We start from the raw sequence: 16,642 nt of genomic DNA on the forward strand, positions 1-16,642 counted from the left end.
AGAAGTCGCGGCCGGCCTCTGCCGGGGCCCTCCGTGGTCGGAATCAGAATTGGACCGGCAGGTGGCGGGGGCCCCGAAGCATGGCGTTCTGCCGATAGGGCGGCGGGTCCTGGATCAGGCGTGCCGTGCTCAGGTGGGGGATCAGCGCGCCGAGCGCGGCCTCGGCCTCGATGCGGGCGAGGGGTGCGCCGTAGCACAGGTGGATGCCGCTGCCGAAGCCGAAGTGTTCGATGTCGGGGCGGGTGGGGTCGTAGCGGTCGGGCTCGTGGAACCGCTTGGGGTCGCGGTTGCCCGAGGCCAGGACCAGTACGACGGACGTGCCCGCGGGGATCGTGGTGCCGGCGACGTCGATGTCGGCGAGGGGGATCCTCTCGCGCATATGGACCGGGGGTTCGTAGCGCAGCAGTTCCTCCACCGCTTGCGGCAGCAGGCCGGGGTCGTGACGGAGCAGGTCCAGCTGCTCGGGGTGGCGCATCAGGGTGAGCACCCCGTTGGTGATGAGGTTGACCGTCGTCTCGTGTCCCGCGATGAGCAGCAGTATCGCGGTCTGCGCGAGTTCGTCGCGGGTGAGCCGCAGGGCCGGATCCGGTTCGTTGACGAAGGCGGAGAGCATGTCGTCGGTCGGGTGGCCCCGGCGCCGCTCGGCGAGGTCCACCAGGTACCCGCCCATTTCGAGCTGTGCCCGGTTGCCCACCTGGTGGCGCTCGGTGGGGTCCTCACCCGGCCGTACATCGGCCGCTGTGACCAGGGCATCGGACCACGTCCGGAACAGTGGCTCGTCCTCGCGCGGTACGCCGAGCAGCCGGCAGATGACCGTGACGGGCAGCGGGTAGGCGAAATCGTCGACGATGTCGAGCTGCCGGCCCGCCTGGACGGACTCCATCAGTTCCTTGGTGATCTGGTCGATCTCGCCGCGCATGGCATCGATCCGGCCCGGGCTGTGCGGCGGGCCGAACGGCCGCATGGCCAGGGTGCGCAGCCTGTGGTGTTCGGGGTCGTCGAGCCGTAGGAACGGCGGATTCGCCGTTGTCTCGGACGGCGGCGCGGCGGCGCGAGAGCGCGGATCGGCACTCATCCGCGGGTCGTGCAGCAGGGCGGCGATCCGGTGATAGGTGCCGACCAGGCAGCTGCCGTCCGCCTGCCACACCACGGGACCGGCCTCGCGGAGTTCCGCGTACAGCGGGTAGGGGTTGGGGCGGTTCGCGTAGTCGGTGATCCGTGCCAGCAGGGTGTCGGAGGCCATGGCGGCTCCTCGTGGTGGGGCGGGACGTGGGTCAGGCGGCGGGTTGCACGACCGTCAGCCGGCGGTCGGGCAGATGACCGGTGAGTGCCACGGTCGGGCCGTGGGACAGCCCCTTCGGATCCGGCACGTCGGACGGGACCGGGATGTCGGCCGCGATCGCGCGGTCCACCGCGCCGGGCGGGGGCGGGAACGCAGCCGCGGTCTCGATCAGGTGCTGGTAGTACTCGAGCGACTTGGCCATGTCGACGGTGACCGCGGCGGTGACCCGGCCCCGGTAGCCGTAGACCATCGCCAGCCGGCGCGCCTCCAGCGAGCCCTCCGCGATGACCACATGGTCGGAGTAGGTGGGCACGCCCACCGACTTGATGTTGAACCCGAACTGGGTCGACCAGAACGTCGGGACGGCGAGGTGCGGGCGCCGCAGCGGCCCGAGACTGACCATGTTGTGGGCCGCGACCTCGGCCTGCGCGACCGCGTTGCCCCAGTGCTCCAGGGAGAGCATCTGGTACCCGAACAGCGGGTGCGGGAACCGGGAGACGTCACCGGCCACGAAGACGTCGTCGGTGACGATGCCGTACATGTTGAAGGCCCGGCACCCGGCGTCACAGGCGATCCCGCGTGGGCCCGCGGCCAGGCCGGACTCCGCCAGCCACTCGACGTTGCGGACCGCCCCCAGCGCCACGACGCACACGTCCGCGTCGACGCGGCTGCCGTCGGACAGGTCCGCACCGGTGAACCGGCCGTTCCCGTCGCCGCGCAGAGCGGTGACCGTCACCCCGCAGCGCAGGTCCACGCCGTGGTTGCGCTGCATGGCGGCCGCGAGCTTCGACAGCGTCCCGCCGAGCGCGCCGACGAGGGGTGCGGGGCCGCGTTCGGCGACCGTCACGTCCACTCCTCGTTCCCGGCAGGCCGAGGCGATCTCCGAGCCGGTGAAGCCGCCGCCGATCACCAGTACCCGGGTCGGGCCGGCGTCCAGCCGCTCGGCCAGCCCCGCGGCGTCGTCACTGGTACGCAGGGTGAACACCCCGTCCAGGGAGGCCTCTTCCGGGTTGGGCCAGGGGCGCGCCCGGGTACCGGTGGCGATCAGCAGGCGGTCGTACGGCAGCGACTGGCCGTCGGCCAGCAGGACGCGTCTGTCGAGCGGGTCCAGGCCGGTGGCGGCCACTCCCAGCCGCCACTCGGCGTCCGGGTCCCGGCGCATCGGCAGCGCCGTGGTGTCGGCGGGCGCCTTGCCGAGCAGCACCTGCTTGGACAGCGGTGGCCGGTCGTAGGGGGGATGGGGCTCATCCCCCACCACGGTCAGTGAGCCGGTGAAGCGTTCCTCGCGCAGCGTTTCCGCGGCCCTCAGCCCGGCCAGCGACGCGCCGACGACGACGATGCGGCCGTCCCGCAGATCACCGGGCACCGGCGGTCACCGCCTCGCCGACGAGGATGGCCTGGACCGGGCAGGCGGCCGCCGCCTGGCGCACGCGCTCGGTCTGGTCGTCCGGGACGGCCGGGGCGTACAGCAGTCCCTCTTCGCCGTGCAGCGCGAACACGTCCGGTGCGAGGAAGACACACTGCGCATAGCCCTGGCAGCGCGTGAGGTCCACAACGATCTGCATGGCTGGCCACTCCCTGAGTCGTGCCGGCCCCCTTCCCTCTCTACGCCGGTGTCGCACCATGCGCCCGTCAGGCCCCAGTTGCACCAGACGCCCCCTCTGTCACTTCGGGCTACCGCCCTGGCGGAGGGAAAACGGAGAGAGAATCGGAACATGACCTTCCGTTTCCGCAACGGCGGAGCAATCTCCTGGCGGGGACGAACCGTATATACGGGTATGTCGAGATTTCGGTTCCCGGTGGGCCGCCTCCCGGATGAGGCTCTGCTGTCCGGGCTGGCCACCGGAGATCCGGAGCTCGCCGTCACCTTCGTCCGGAGGTTCCAGCACACGGTCTTCGGTGTGGCCATCGCCGTCACCGGGGATCCGCAGCTCGCCGAGGACATCGCCCAGCAGACGTTCGAGCGCGCCTGGCGCCACGCACAGATATACGACGCACGGCGCGGCTCGGTACGGACCTGGCTGACGGCCATCGCCCACAACCTCGCCATCGACGCCGTCCGCTCGCGGCAGCCGGAGCCGGTGGCGCCCGAGGATCTCGAGTCGATCCTCGGCGTTGTCAGCGACACGCCGGAGCAGCACGCGCTGGCCGACGAGGCGTCCTCACGGCTGCGGGAAGCCGTGGCGGAGCTGCCGCCCGAACAGGGCCGTGCCCTGGTGATGGCGGGCATCTACGGCATGACCGCCCAGCAGATCGCCGACTCGGAGAAGATCCCGCTGGGCACCGCCAAGACACGCATCAGGACGGCGATGGGCAAACTGCGGTCCACGCTCGCGTCTCCGAAACGAGGCGACCATGTCAAGTGATGTGACCTGCGAGAAGCTTCGGGAAATCGGTCCCGAGCTGGCACTGGGCGTGCTGCCCGGCCGTGAGCGGGCCGGGGCCGTCGCCCATCTGGACGCGTGCGCGGACTGTCGGGAGTACATCGAGCAGCTGACCCTCGTGGGCGACGGACTCATCGGGCTGCTGCCGGGAAGCGAACCGCCGGTCGGGTTCGAGACGCGAGTGGCGCAGTCCTTGACGCAGGTGACGCCGGTGCATGAGGGGCACACACGGGAGGCCACCGTCCCGCGCAAGGGCCGCCGTGGACGGGCCCGGCTGCGCATCGCCTCCGCAACGGCCGCGGCCGTCGTCGCGGTCGGGTTCAGCGGCTGGGCGGTCGGCTCGGCCATCGAGAACGTCGTGGCCGGCCCCTCCACCTCCACCGTGCCGGTCGCGGACATGCTGTCCGGCGATCTGACCTCTGTCGGCGCCAAAGGCAAGCCGGTCGGCGAGGTCTATGCCCATGCCGATCCCGAGGGCTGGGTCTATATGACGCTGAACCTCCCCCACGCCGGCACCAGCTACAACGGCAAGGTCGTCTGCTTCCTGGAGCGCAAGGACGGCAGCACGGTTCCCGTCGGCACCTTCTCCATTCGCGACGGCAGCGGCTCCTGGGGTGCCCCCGCCCCCGTCGATCCCTCGGCGCTCTCCGGCGCCCGGGTGACCACGCTCGACGGCACCATGCTCGCGAGGGCGCCCCTGGGCCAGGCCAATCGGAACGAGTAGGGGCTCGGTGGCCCGGCGGGGTTGCGCGGGGGACGGCCCCCTCTCGGAGCGCCCTGGCATGCCTTCAGGCTCGGGCGGCGCGGGGACCCTCGCCAGGGGGTGTGGCGCCGAGGGCCCCGGCCAGCTCGGGGATCGTGAGCCGGGCCGACGGGTCCGCCCGCAGACACCCGTCGATCGCCGCGGCAAGAGCGCGGGGCAGACGCCGCCGTGACGCGATGGGCGGCACCTCGCACAACTCCTCGGACTCACCGGCTCCGGCACGGACGAACGTGACATCACCCGCGGCAACCTCGTACAGCGTGATGCCGATGCCCCATACGTCGGCCGGTGCCGACAGCTCCCCGACGTGTTCCTGTTCCGGTGCGCGGTAGCAGCGCGTGCCCAGTCCGGCGGGAGCGCGGCCGGGCGGCCTGGCCACGCTGAGGTCGAACACCTTGACGTGCCCGCGTTCCACCACGACGTTGGACGGCTTGAGGTCCAGATGCAGCAGGCCCTGGGCGTGCAGATAGTGAATCGCGGAACACAGCTGCACGCCGAGGAGCGCCACATCCGCGGCGGACGGCCGGCGCCGCAACCGGTGGACGATGTGTGCCAGCGTCTCCCCGGTCAGCGTCTCCAGGACGACGAGCGGCTCCGGCAGGGTGAAGGTCTCATAGGCCCGGACCAGGTGCGGATGGCTGAAATCCCGCAGCCACCGGCCCTCCCGCAGCAGGCGGTCGTGCAAGCCCGTATCGCCGCGCCGGTCCGGCCGCAGTGTCTTGAGCACGCAGCGGCAGGCCCGCTCCTCGCTCCAGGAGTCGTACACGTCCAGCCAGCTCGTACGCGTCACATGGCCCAGGACCTGGTAACCGGGAACCGGACGGGTGCCGGGCGCCATCGGCGGGGCGGGTGCCGCCTCCGCGCCGTTCATGACAGCACCGTCCCGGACGGGGCGGACTCCGGCCGGGCGAGGCGTCCGGCCGCGGGGCTCATCCGGTGCAGCCGGGCGTAGGTGCCGTCCCGGGCGAGCAGCTCGTCGTGGGTCCCCGACTCGACGACCCGACCGCCGTCGAGCACCACGATCCGGGTGGCGTCACGGACGGTGAGCAGATCGTGGGAGATGACCACGGTCGTGCGCCCGGCCATGAGGCGGCGCAGCGGGCCCATGATCCTCAGGCCGGACCGTGCGTCGAGGGCGGTGGTCGGTTCGTCCAGGAGCAGGACGGGCGCGTCCCTGATCATCGCGCGCGCGATCGCCAGGCGCTGGCGCTGCCCGCCCGACAGGGTCCGGCCGCGCTGGCCGACCACGGTGTCGTAGCCGTCCGGGAGCAGCTCGATGAACTCATGGGCGTCCGCGGCACGCGCCGCCGCGACGATCTCGGCCTCGCTCGCCCCGGGACGGCCGTAGGCGATGTTGTCCCGCACCGTGCCGTGGAAGACGAATGTCTCCTGGAGGACCACGGCGACGCTCTCCCGCACGTCGGACAGGAGCAGGGTGCGCAGATCCTTCCCGTCGAGACGCACCGCGCCCCGGTCGGGGTCGTAGAACCGCAGCAGCAGTTTGGCGACCGTGGACTTGCCGGCCCCGCTCGCCCCGACCAGCGCCAGCACCTCTCCCGGAGCGACGTGCAGTGACACCTCCGACAGGGCCGGGCGTGCGGTCCCGGGGTAGCGGAAGGACACGCCGTCGAGCTCGATGTCGCCCCGCGCCCGGCCGATCCGCCGCGCGTCGGCGGCCTCGACGACCTGAGGCCGCTGGTCCAGCAGCTCGATGATCCGTTCCGCGGACGCCGACGCGGCGTAGAAGGTGTTGCCCAGCCGGGACAGGCCGCGGATCGGGCTGTACAGCTTCCCGATCAGGGCGAGGAAGACCAGCAGCCCGCCGAGGGTGAGCTGGCCCTGGGCCAGCTTCCAGGTGCCGAGGCCCATGACGGCGAGTCCGCCGACCACCTCGATGACCTCGACGAGCGAACCGTAGACGGCGTGGATCCGCGCTGAGGCCATCGTGGCGTGGAACCTGCCGAGGCTCTCCCGCTCGAAGCGGCGCTCCTCCCAGTCCTGCCGGTTGTAGGCCTGCACCAGGGTCACATTGCCCAGCGACTCCTCGGCGACCGCGCTCAGCGAACCGCTGCGGCGTCTGCGCTCCCGGGACGCCTCCTTGATCAGCCGGGAGAAGTGCCGGGCGGCGCGCCAGAACAGCGGCACGATGAAGAGCGCGAGGAGCGTCAGGTCCCAGCGCAGGTAGAAGAGCAGGCCGACGAAGACACCCAGCCGCACCAGGTAGTACAGGCCGTCCGCCACGCCAGAGAGCAGGAATGTCTCGACGGCGTCCACGTCACCGGTGACGCGCGAGAGCAGGTCCCCGAGCCGCCGTCGTTCGAAGAATCCGAGCGACAGCCCCTGGACGTGCCGGAAGACGTCGGCGCGCACGGCCAGCAGGAACCGCTCGCCCACCCAGGTGGAGGTCACGTCGTCGGCGAACCTGAGAGCGCCGGAGGCGACGACGAGCCCCAGATAGGTGGGCGCGATCCAGATGAAGGGCCGCAGATCGCGTGGTACGAGCACCTCGTCCACCACGATCTTGAACAGCCAGAGTTCGGCGGCGTCGGCGAGGGGCCCTATCAGGCTGAAGAGAACCAGGGGCACCAGCCAGCGCCGACGGCCGCGAGTGTAGGGCCAGAAGCGCCGGAACACTTCGCGCGGCGGCAACGGCGGCGCGGCCGCGACAACGGCGCTCGCGGCATCGGCATCACCGCCCACCGCCAGCAGGCGCTGCAGGAAACGCCGGGGGACAGCCACCATGGCACGGCTCCGTCGCAGACCGACGGCGGAACGGACCGGCTCCCCCGGTCACCGGCCCGCTCAGCCTGCTTTCACCTGTGGTGATCGGAGTGGCCACCCTCGTGGTCTCCACGACCCTCGTGGTCACGGTTCCTCTCGCCGTGCCCGTGCCCCGATTCCGAGTCCCTTCCGTGGTCACCATGGCCGCTGCTGTCACCGTGGTCGCGGTGACTGGCCGGGAAGAGCTTGCTGAAGATCGCCATGCTGTTCCTCCTGTCGAAAAATCCCTCGTATCACATACGGTGTAGGGCGGGAATTGGATGGCAATAGCGGGACAAAAGCCGCAAGTTTCTCCCTCGGTAGACCCCTTGGACACACTGGGTACTGGTGTCACCAGCGCTTCGAACTGGGTTCGTAATAGCCGCACGGCGATCGGGGACACGGAGCGTGAACCCCTTCCGCAGATCAGCCGTCCGTGCCCTGCAGCAGATCGGCATAGGTGCGGGCCTGCTGGGAGGCATTGCGGTGCCAGTCGGCCTGCATGCGGTGTTCCTCCGCCAAGGAGGGCTCGGCCGTGACGAGTTGGTCGTACACATCGGCGATCTCCTGGTGCACCGCCGCGATGGCGAGCCGGTTGGCGCGCACCGCGTCGGCGTGTCCCCGGTAGGCGGCGATCACCAGCGGGTCCCCGCCGACGGGCGCGGCCGCGGGGCCCTGCGCGTGCAGGTTCCCGTACTCGTCGTTCAACCGCGTTGCCCGCGCGTCCAGTTCGGTACGACGGCTGTGCAGGGCGGAGCCGCGGGTGCGCAGACTGGCCTCGTACGCATGGGAACCGGGGAAGCGGACCGCGTCCAGGCCCGATGTGACCGCGTGCGGCCGGTCCGGCCGCAGCCTGGCATAGCGGGCGTCCGCCTCCGCCGCCACTTCGAGCGTCCTCAACTCCGGCGGCAGCGCGCTGCGTCCGGTCGCCGCCCACGCGTGGACGTCGCCGTACCACTTCTCATGCGCGGACTGCCGTGTCATGCCCGCGGCTTCGCCTATCTGGTACCACGTGGTGCCCCGCTCCCGCTCGGCGACCACGGCCTCGCGTATCACGTCCTCCACCCTGCGCTGCAGCCGAAGTGCCGTACGCAGCAGGTCCCCCGGCGCGGGATCCGGCACGACCGGCACGGCATCCAGGACGGTGTCGGCGAGTTGACGGAGTGTCAGTGCGAGCGCTACTCGGGATTCGTCACGGGGTGAGAGCCGGCGGAGCTCGTCCGCATCCGGAGCGGAGGGTGTGCCTGCAACGTCGGTCATTGCGTCAGGCTATCCCTGACACACCCGATCATGTGACTGCGACAACGACATCCAGGCCGCGGCAGGCAGCCGAAGGGGACGTGGGTCAGAAGGCCGTGTGGGCAAACCAGTTGTCGAGCAGCGCGGTATCTCCCGACACCTCGAAGGCATCGTCCTGGTACGTACGCCGCCCGTACAGCAGCAACAGCAGGTCCGCTGCCTGGCCGCGCACCACCGACCGTGCCTCGGAAGGTGCGGCGTCGGTGGCCGGCCGCGGCAGCAGGTGGAAGCCGTCGGGGTCCAGGCGTACGCGCCACTCCTCACCGGTTCCATGTGTGTGGTCCGAGCACTGGAAGGCGATCGTCTCGCCGCTGCCGTGCAGCTTCGTCACGGCCGGGGCGAAGAGACCGGCGTAGGGGAGGTTGACCAGGAACTCGTCGACTCCGTCCGCCGCGAGTGCGGGGTCGATGTCGGAGTCCCGGCCAACTGCACCCTCCGCGTCCACCCGGTGCACCAGCGTTTCGAAGAGCATCCGCCGGGCCCAGAACCGCGCGTGCTGGTCCTCGCCCCAGGCCCACATCGGCGCCCGGGGGTCCGTGTCGCGCAGCACCGCGGCCACGGCAGGGACGCCCGCTGCCACCCAGTCGGGATACTCCCGCGCGACTTCCGGCAGCCCCAGCTCCACCTCACGGCTGCGTGGCGGCTCCTGCACCAGCCGGGTCAGCAGCGTGCCGAACCAGCGCTGGAGCGCGCCCACGTGCCGGGTGAGGTCGGCCAGCGTCCAGTCGGGGCAGGAGGGCACGGCGGTCTCGGGGTCCATGCCTCTGGCGATGTCGGCGAAGTGCAACGTCTCGCGCTCGATCGCCTCGCGGTAGGTGTCGTACGGCAGAGGGTGCCCCGCGCCGTTCGTCGTCTCCATCTGCTGCCGCCTTTTCTTCCCCAGCGCGGATACCGTCGCGATCAGTGTGGGTGCTGGAGTGCACTCGAAGGCAAATCCGGGGGCATGCCGCAGTGCCCGCACTCGGTTCCCGTCCCGCACCGGTCCCACGTGGTCAGGGGCGCCCGGTGGTGCGACGCTGGGGGATGAGAGGTGTCCGAGGAGGGGAACCCGGGAGGGCCGATGGGACGCGACGTCCCGGCGATGGTCTTCACCCGCGAGGACCGGCGCCGGTACCGGATCAAGATGCACGACTGCCTCGACGCGTTCGCGCAGATGCTGCGCGAGGAGCGGTTCGAGTCCGAGCGGCCCCAGGTGGGGCTGGAGATCGAGCTCAACCTGGTCGACGACCGGGCGGAGCCGGCGATGCGCAACAGCGATGTGCTCCAGGCGATCGCGGACCCCGCCTGGTCCACGGAGCTGGGCCGGTTCAATCTGGAGATCAACGTTCCGCCGCGCCGTCTGACGGCGGGCGGTCCCGACGCCTGGGAGTCGGAGATCCGTGACGCGCTGAATCACGCGGAGCAGCGCGCCATGTCGGTCGACGCACATCTGATCATGGTCGGCATCCTCCCCACCCTGCGGGAGGAGGACATCGGCGAGGCCGCGCTGTCGGAGAACCCGCGCTATCGCCTGATCAACGACCAGGTCTTCGCGGCCCGGGGCGAGGATCTGCTCCTCGAGGTGGACGGTGTCGACCGGCTGCGGACCTACGCGGACACGATCAGCCCGGAGGCCGCGTGCACCAGCACCCAGTTCCACCTCCAGGTGTCCCCGGACGAGTTCGCGGACTACTGGAACGCGGCGCAGGCCATCGCCGGGGTCCAGGTCGCGCTGGCGGCCAACGCCCCGTTCCTGTTCGGCAAGGAGCTGTGGCACGAAACCCGTATCCCGCTGTTCGAGCAGGCCACCGACACACGCCCGCAGGAGATCAAGGTGCAGGGGGTACGGCCCCGGGTGTGGTTCGGAGAGCGGTGGATCAACAGCGTCTTCGACCTCTTCGAGGAGAACCTGCGCTACTTCCCGGCACTGCTGCCCCTGTGCGACGAGCAGGACCCCGCGCAGACGCTGGACCGCGGTGACATCCCGGAACTGGCCGAACTGACCCTGCACAACGGCACGATCTACCGCTGGAACCGCCCGGTCTACGCCGTCTCCCACGACAAACCGCATGTCAGGGTGGAGAACCGGGTGCTGCCCGCCGGCCCGACCGTCGCCGACACCCTCGCCAACGGCGCCTTCTACTACGGGCTCACCCGCGCGCTGGTGGAGGAGGACCGGCCCGTGTGGTCGCGGATGTCCTTCTCCGCCGCCGAGGACAACCTGCACACGGCGGCGCGCAACGGCATCGAGGCACTGCTGTACTGGCCCGGCATGGGCGAGGTGCCGGTGCCCGAACTCGTCCTGCGGCGCCTGCTTCCGCTGGCGCACCGGGGGCTGGAACACTCCGGCATGGACGCGGCCTGGCGCGAACCGCTCCTCGGTGTCATCGAGCAGCGATGTGTCACCGCCCGCAACGGAGCCGTGTGGCAGAAGGAGATGTTCCACCGCATCGACGAGTCCACGCGCGGCGGCCGCCATGAGGCCCTGCGCCGGATGACGCAGCTGTACATCGACTACATGCACCTCAACGCCCCGGCTCACACTTGGCCGGTCGACTGAGCCATGGCCGGTCGACCGATCCTCGGACGGGCTCCGCCCTCACTCGTCCGGGGCACCGGTCGGGGCGTCTGCCCGCGTCGGCATGCGCGGGCGGCGAAGCGTGCGCAGGCTGGTACCGACGTGTCCTGTGACAACAGTGAGGGGCGATGATCGTATCGGTGGTTTCGATGCCGGAAGGGATCGTCACTCGCACCGACGTGTCGGAGGCACGTGAGCGACTCGCCATGTCCGACTTCCTGCTCGTCGACATCGAACTGCCGGACGGGGAGGTGACCGGCGAACAGCCCGTCGCCCACCAGCTCGGCCTGGAGGCCGAGAACATCCACTGGTTCGGCCGGGCCGACGAACCTGCGCGGGCCGACTTCCTCGGGGACATGGCAGGCCTCGTCGTGCCCGTCGTCGCAGGCGTACAGGTCAGTCATTTCCATGCCCTGGTGACCGACCGGCATCTGATCACGGTTCACCGGGGGTCGCCAGGACCGCTGGACAACCTTGCCGTGCAGCTGCGGTTCGAACGGCCCTCCGATGCCGTGGCCATGCTGTTCCTGCTGCTCCAGGACGCCTTGGAGACCTTTCGCCGGGCCGCGGTGTCGGACCTGCTGCTGGTGGAGGAGCTGGAGGACGAGATGTTCGAGCGACGGCGTCCCGACCAGGTCTACCGTCTGTCACAACTGCGCCGGCACTCTGCCCTGCTGCATCACTCCCTGCTCCCGTACCTTCAGGTGACGGACGAGATCCTCACCCGGCGGATGCTGAGCGGCACCTTCCCGGCCGAGCGTCAGCGCCTCGCCCGTCAGTTTCAGCACGCGGGCAGGCTGGCTCTCGCGGACATCGAGTCCCTCCAGGACGCCAGCCGTCGCGCCTTCGCCAGCTACTCCTCCCTGGTCTCGGGCGAGCAGAACGGAATGATCAACCGCCTGGCCATCGTCTCGACGATCTTTCTGCCCCTGTCGTTCCTGACCGGGTACTTCGGCATGAACTTCACGTACATGACCGACGAGTTGGAGAGCTCCGCCGTGTTCTGGCTGCTGGCTGTCGGTTTGCAGGTCGCCGTCGTGTTCGTGGCTCTCTACGTCCTGCACCGCACCAGAATCTGGCGACGGCTCCGGGACGACGAGGGGGTGGAGGACCGGTGAGCCGGGCCGGTACGCGCCTGCTCCGACGGGCCCGAAGCGCCCGCCCGGCTTAGCCTGAACGGGTGGGGGGGCAGGCATCCGGGCACCGTCGCATGCCGGAAGGGACGCCGTATGGATGACTACCCGATGATCGAGAACCACGGCCTGATCGGGGATCTGCAGACCGCGGCTCTCGTGACCACCGACGGAACGGTCGACTGGTTCTGCTGCCCGCGCATCGACTCACCCAGTGTGTTCGGTGCTCTGCTGGACAAGCGCAGGGGCGGGCGCTGCACGGTACGTCCCGCGCATGCCACATACGCCACCAAGCAGCTGTACCTGCCCGACACCGCCGTGCTGGTGACCCGGTTCATGACCGAGGCGGGCGCGGGCGAGGTCGTGGACTTCATGCCGGTGACCGGAACGACGGTCACACCCCGCCATCGCCTGGTCCGCATGGTGCGTTGTGTGCGCGGCACCATGACCTTCGAGGTCGACATCGCCCCACGGTTCGACTACGGACGCCGGCCCCACAAGGTCGAGCTCGCCGGCTACGGGGCGGTCTTCGCGTCGGACGGGCTGGAGCTGACCGTCCACACGGTCCGCGAACCGGACGACGCGCGACTGCCCACGACGGTCAGTGGGGAGAACGACCTGCACCTGTCCGTGACCCTGCAGGCGGGCCAGCAGCGCGGCTTCGTCATCGAGTCGGCCGCCGACGGGCCGCCCCGGCAGATCCGGGTGGAGGAGTTCCAGCAGCTCTTCGAGGACACCATCCGGTTCTGGCGGACGTGGCTCAGCCAGTCGCGGTACACCGGCAGGTGGCGGGAGATGCTGGAGCGCTCAGCGGTGACGCTGAAACTGATGACCTACGCGCCGAGCGGCGGACTGGTGGCCGCACCCACGGCCGCACTGCCGGAGCAGTTGGGCGGCGAACGCAACTGGGACTACCGGTTCACCTGGATCCGGGACGCCGCCTTCTCCGTCTACGCCCTGCTGGGCATGGGGTTCGTCGACGAGGCGAGGGCATTCATCGACTGGCTGGCCGACCGGGCCCAGGACAAGGCGGGCTGCGACAGCGGCACCGGACCGCTGAACATCATGTACCGGGTCGACGGCTCGGCCGACCTCGACGAGGAGATCCTGGATCACTGGGAGGGCTACGAGGGATCCGGCCCGGTGCGCATCGGCAACGGCGCGGCGACACAGCTGCAACTGGACATCTACGGGGAGGCGCTGGACAGCATCTCCTTCGCGCACCGGCACGGCTTCCACCTCGGGCACCGGGGCTGGAACTCCATGCGCAGCGTCCTCGACTGGCTCGCCGACAACTGGGACCAGGCCGAAGAGGGCGTGTGGGAGACGCGCGGCGGCCGTCAGAACTTCACCTACGGGCGGGTGATGTCCTGGGTCGCGTTCGACCGCGCACTGCGGCTCGCGCAGGAGAACGGCAGACCGGCGGCGACCGGCCGCTGGAGCACGGCACGGGACCAGATCTACGATCAGGTCTGGACGAAGGGCTGGAACGACGAGCGCGCGGCCTTCGTCCAGCACTACGGAAGCGAAGTCCTGGACTCCTCGATGCTGCGCATGCCGACCGTCGGCTTCCTCACGCCCGGGGACCCGGCGTGGACCGCGACCATGCACGCGATGGAACAGGAACTGGTCAGCGACAGCCTGGTCTACCGGTACAACCCGGAGGCCTCGCCCGACGGACTGCGGGGCTCCGAGGGCACCTTCTCCCTGTGCACGTTCCTGTACGTCGACGCGCTGGCGCGGCAGGGCCGCCTGGACCGGGCCCGGCTGGTCCTGGAGAAGATGCTCGGATACGCCAACCATCTGGGCCTGTACTCCGAGGAGATCGACCCGACCGGCCGCCAACTGGGCAACTTCCCCCAGGCCTTCACGCACTTGGCGCTCATCGACGCGGCCATCACCCTCGACAGTGCCCTCAACGCCCGGCGTTAGGCGCTCTGGCCCCCTGCGTCAGGCGTCGTCACCCGCACGGCCGCGCAGATCGGCGTCGGTGAGGGGTTCGAGAGCGCCATGGGTGTCCAGCCAGTACAGGTAGGCGACGGCGGGGAACACCAGCACCACGGCCACGACGGTGACCAGCATCAGCCAGCGCAGTGTGGTCGTGGCTCCCGCGCCGTCGGTGACGGTCAGCGAGACCGGGATGAGATACGGCCGCTGCGCCAGACCCCAGGCGAAGACCCCCGCGGCCACCGCCACGACGGCCGAACTACGGGACCACCGGGCCTCGGCCGTACCCAGGAGCGACCAGCCCGTGACGAGTGCGGCCACGGCCGCCAGGACGACCAGGGCGAGCCCGACGCCGTGCGTGAGGCCGTGCCACACATGGGGCGCGTCGCCGTGGGTGACGAACAGCATGACCACTGTCAGTACGGCGACGGCGGCGAGGGCGAAGAGCGAACGCCGCCGGAAATGGCCGTCGAGGTCCGGTGCGCCGAAGCGGCGGGCGTCCCCGGCCAGGAACACCGCGCCCAGGAACGCGGTCATGGCGATGGCGAGCAGCCCGAACAGGAGGGAAGTGGGGTTGGCCCAGTTGGCCACCGAAGCCGCGGTGCCCGGGGACACCCGGCCGGAGGCGATCCCGCCCACGGCCGCGCCCAGGAAGAACGGCGTGAGGAGCGAGGCGATCGCGAACACGGCACCGTACAGGCGTCGCCCGGCCAGCCGGCGGACCGGCTTGCGCAGGGCGAAGCCCGCGCCGCGCAACACGATGCCCACGACGGCGAGCGCCAGGGGCAGCCACATCGCGACGAACACGGTACGGAAGAAGACCGGGAACCCGGTCCACATGATGACCAGGACGAAGATCAGCCAGACGTTGTTGACCTCCCACACGGGCGCCATGGCGTGGTCGATCAGCCACCGGGGGCGTTTGCCTCGCTCGGCTCCGCCCGCGGTCAGATCCCAGAAGCCGGCCCCGTAGTCGGTGCCGCCGGCGCAGGCGTAGGCGGCGATCGCGAGCAGCAGGACCAGGGCGACGACACCGGCGGCGGTCATGACCGGTCCTCCCCGTCGGCGGAGGCTCCCGGCCCCGGGGCGGGGCCGCTGCCCACGAGGGCGGAGCGGGGGCCGTAGGGATTGTCCGTCTCCGGTGCACCCGGCCCCGCCGCGTCCGAAGCGTCGGCGAGCCGCCAGCGGGTGCTCATCTTCAGCAGGACGACGAGGAAGGAGCCGAACACGAACACATAGACGAGGATGACCAGGGCGAACATGGTCCACAAAGCGGGGGCACGCGTCGCGGTGACCGCATCGGCGACCCGCATGTACTGATAGACGATCCATGGCTGGCGGCCCACCTCGGTGGTGATCCAGCCGCACTCCACCGCGAGCACGGAGGCCACGCCCGCGCATGCCGCGCCCCGGTAGAACCAGACGGAGGCGGGCGCTCGGCGGCGGCGCAGCCACACCAGGCCGTACCAGAGCGCGAGCAGAAGCAGCAGGGAGCCGATGCCGACCATGGTGTCGAAGGCGAAGTGCGTGATGGTGGCCTGGGTGGCGGTGGGCCGGGCATCGGCCGGCACCGAGGTCAGACCGGTCACCTGGGTGTCCGGGCGGAAGCCGGCGAGGATGGAGTCGAGTTGGGGGATCTTGATGCCGCCGGAGATGGAGCCGTCGGGGTGCAGTCGGCCGTACAGGTACTCCGGCACATGGGTGTCGGTCTTCCAGACGATCTCCATCGCGGCGAACTTCACCGGCTGCTTGTGGAAGACCTGCCGGGCGATGGAGTCGCCCAGCATGAACTGGACCGGTGTGCACACCGCGGCAAGGGTGAAGGGCACGATGAATCCGAGCCGGTGGTACCGGTCGCGGCGCCCGCGCAGCCAACCCATGGCGTAGACGCCCGCCACGACATAGCCCGCGGTCATCAGCATGGCGACCACGAAGTGCCAGTACTCCGGTCCGAAGATGGGTGTGAAGACGGCCTTGCGGATGTCCACGCCGGTGGGGTTGCCCGCGGAGTCGAGGACGAAGCCCCGCGGTGTGTTCATCCAGGAGTTGGCCGCCAGGATGCCGAAGGCGCCGAGCAGGGCGGCGGCCGGCAGGGGCAGTCCGAGCAGGAAGTGGGTACGGGTGGGCAGCCTGCGCCAGCCGTAGAGGTAGATGGCGATGAGGACGGCCTCCAGGAAGAAGGCCCAGGCCTCGACGCCGAACCCGAGGCCGAAGACATCGCCCCACCGGCCCATCATGCCCGGCCACAGCAGTCCGAACTCGAAGGACAGCACGGTCCCGGTGACGATGCCGATGGCGAACTGCACCGCCATGACCGCCGACCAGCGCCGGGCCAGCAGCAGCGCGGTGGGGTCGTTACGGCGCAGGCCGTAGCCGTGCATGATGAGGGTGATGAGCGGCAGTGCCACGCCCAGGGGCACCAGAATGATGTGTGCGGCGAGCGTGAACGCCATCAGCGAACGGGCCGGCAGCATCTGGGGTGGTGGGTCCGCCAGCAGGTGGATCATGGTGTGCACA

At 70.3% G+C, this 16,642-nt stretch carries 14 protein-coding genes; 5 read left to right on the forward strand and 9 right to left on the reverse strand.

What is annotated here, in order from left to right; all coding sequences use genetic code 11:
• Positions 1 to 43: 43 nt before the first annotated feature.
• Genes ACZ4EG_RS27370 through ACZ4EG_RS27380 form a run of 3 tightly spaced genes read right to left on the reverse strand, consistent with a single transcriptional unit; the run spans position 44 to position 2,847 of the window.
• Positions 44 to 1,243 (reverse strand): cytochrome P450, encoded by a 1,200-nt coding sequence (locus ACZ4EG_RS27370; RefSeq protein WP_467792466.1) that lies wholly within the window; start codon positions 1,241 to 1,243, stop codon positions 44 to 46.
• Positions 1,244 to 1,274: 31 nt separating this feature from the next.
• Complete coding sequence (locus ACZ4EG_RS27375; RefSeq protein ID WP_467792467.1) at positions 1,275 to 2,648, reverse strand: NAD(P)/FAD-dependent oxidoreductase; 1,374 nt, start codon at positions 2,646 to 2,648, stop codon at positions 1,275 to 1,277.
• Positions 2,638 to 2,847 carry a ferredoxin gene (locus ACZ4EG_RS27380; RefSeq protein WP_467792468.1) on the reverse strand — a complete coding sequence of 70 codons (210 nt, stop codon included), beginning with the start codon at positions 2,845 to 2,847 and terminating at the stop codon, positions 2,638 to 2,640. The genes ACZ4EG_RS27375 and ACZ4EG_RS27380 overlap by 11 nt, the downstream gene beginning before the upstream one ends.
• A 213-nt stretch (positions 2,848 to 3,060) precedes the next feature.
• On the opposite strand from ACZ4EG_RS27380, the gene ACZ4EG_RS27385 reads away from it, so the two are divergent.
• Both ACZ4EG_RS27385 and ACZ4EG_RS27390 read left to right on the forward strand, forming a co-directional pair.
• The gene (locus tag ACZ4EG_RS27385) at positions 3,061 to 3,648 is read left to right on the forward strand and encodes an RNA polymerase sigma factor (protein WP_263205124.1); all 588 of its coding nucleotides are present in this window, start codon (positions 3,061 to 3,063) and stop codon (positions 3,646 to 3,648) included.
• Positions 3,638 to 4,390 carry a hypothetical protein gene (locus ACZ4EG_RS27390; RefSeq protein WP_467792469.1) on the forward strand — a complete coding sequence of 251 codons (753 nt, stop codon included), beginning with the start codon at positions 3,638 to 3,640 and terminating at the stop codon, positions 4,388 to 4,390. The genes ACZ4EG_RS27385 and ACZ4EG_RS27390 overlap by 11 nt, the downstream gene beginning before the upstream one ends.
• Before the next feature lie 64 nt (positions 4,391 to 4,454).
• Here ACZ4EG_RS27390 and ACZ4EG_RS27395 read toward each other — a convergent pair whose 3' ends face one another.
• From ACZ4EG_RS27395 to ACZ4EG_RS27410, 4 genes are all read right to left on the reverse strand, one after another.
• Positions 4,455 to 5,300 carry a serine/threonine-protein kinase gene (locus ACZ4EG_RS27395; RefSeq protein WP_453559630.1) on the reverse strand — a complete coding sequence of 282 codons (846 nt, stop codon included), beginning with the start codon at positions 5,298 to 5,300 and terminating at the stop codon, positions 4,455 to 4,457.
• Positions 5,297 to 7,171 (reverse strand): ABC transporter ATP-binding protein, encoded by a 1,875-nt coding sequence (locus ACZ4EG_RS27400; RefSeq protein WP_453559632.1) that lies wholly within the window; start codon positions 7,169 to 7,171, stop codon positions 5,297 to 5,299. The genes ACZ4EG_RS27395 and ACZ4EG_RS27400 overlap by 4 nt, the downstream gene beginning before the upstream one ends.
• A 444-nt stretch (positions 7,172 to 7,615) precedes the next feature.
• Complete coding sequence (locus ACZ4EG_RS27405) at positions 7,616 to 8,449, reverse strand: hypothetical protein (protein WP_467792470.1); 834 nt, start codon at positions 8,447 to 8,449, stop codon at positions 7,616 to 7,618.
• Positions 8,450 to 8,534: 85 nt separating this feature from the next.
• Positions 8,535 to 9,347 (reverse strand): maleylpyruvate isomerase family mycothiol-dependent enzyme, encoded by an 813-nt coding sequence (locus tag ACZ4EG_RS27410; RefSeq protein WP_467792471.1) that lies wholly within the window; start codon positions 9,345 to 9,347, stop codon positions 8,535 to 8,537.
• 201 nt (positions 9,348 to 9,548) lie between these two features.
• On the opposite strand from ACZ4EG_RS27410, the gene ACZ4EG_RS27415 reads away from it, so the two are divergent.
• From ACZ4EG_RS27415 to ACZ4EG_RS27425, 3 genes are all read left to right on the forward strand, one after another.
• Positions 9,549 to 11,027, forward strand: coding sequence for a glutamate-cysteine ligase family protein (locus ACZ4EG_RS27415; protein WP_390709497.1), 1,479 nt, complete (start codon positions 9,549 to 9,551; stop codon positions 11,025 to 11,027).
• Between the two features lie 167 nt (positions 11,028 to 11,194).
• Positions 11,195 to 12,163, forward strand: a complete 969-nt coding sequence (locus ACZ4EG_RS27420) for a CorA family divalent cation transporter (protein WP_467792472.1) — start codon at positions 11,195 to 11,197, stop codon at positions 12,161 to 12,163.
• 111 nt (positions 12,164 to 12,274) lie between these two features.
• Positions 12,275 to 14,110 carry a glycoside hydrolase family 15 protein gene (locus ACZ4EG_RS27425; protein WP_467792473.1) on the forward strand — a complete coding sequence of 612 codons (1,836 nt, stop codon included), beginning with the start codon at positions 12,275 to 12,277 and terminating at the stop codon, positions 14,108 to 14,110.
• Positions 14,111 to 14,128: 18 nt separating this feature from the next.
• On the opposite strand, the gene ACZ4EG_RS27430 is transcribed toward ACZ4EG_RS27425, so the two are convergent.
• Both ACZ4EG_RS27430 and ACZ4EG_RS27435 read right to left on the reverse strand, forming a co-directional pair.
• Positions 14,129 to 15,172 (reverse strand): cytochrome d ubiquinol oxidase subunit II, encoded by a 1,044-nt coding sequence (locus tag ACZ4EG_RS27430; protein WP_467792474.1) that lies wholly within the window; start codon positions 15,170 to 15,172, stop codon positions 14,129 to 14,131.
• Positions 15,169 to 16,632 carry a cytochrome ubiquinol oxidase subunit I gene (locus tag ACZ4EG_RS27435; protein WP_467792603.1) on the reverse strand — a complete coding sequence of 488 codons (1,464 nt, stop codon included), beginning with the start codon at positions 16,630 to 16,632 and terminating at the stop codon, positions 15,169 to 15,171. The genes ACZ4EG_RS27430 and ACZ4EG_RS27435 overlap by 4 nt, the downstream gene beginning before the upstream one ends.
• Between the last annotated feature and the right edge of the window lie 10 nt (positions 16,633 to 16,642).

The sequence above is a fragment of the Streptomyces sp. NPDC025638 genome (assembly GCF_055558775.1).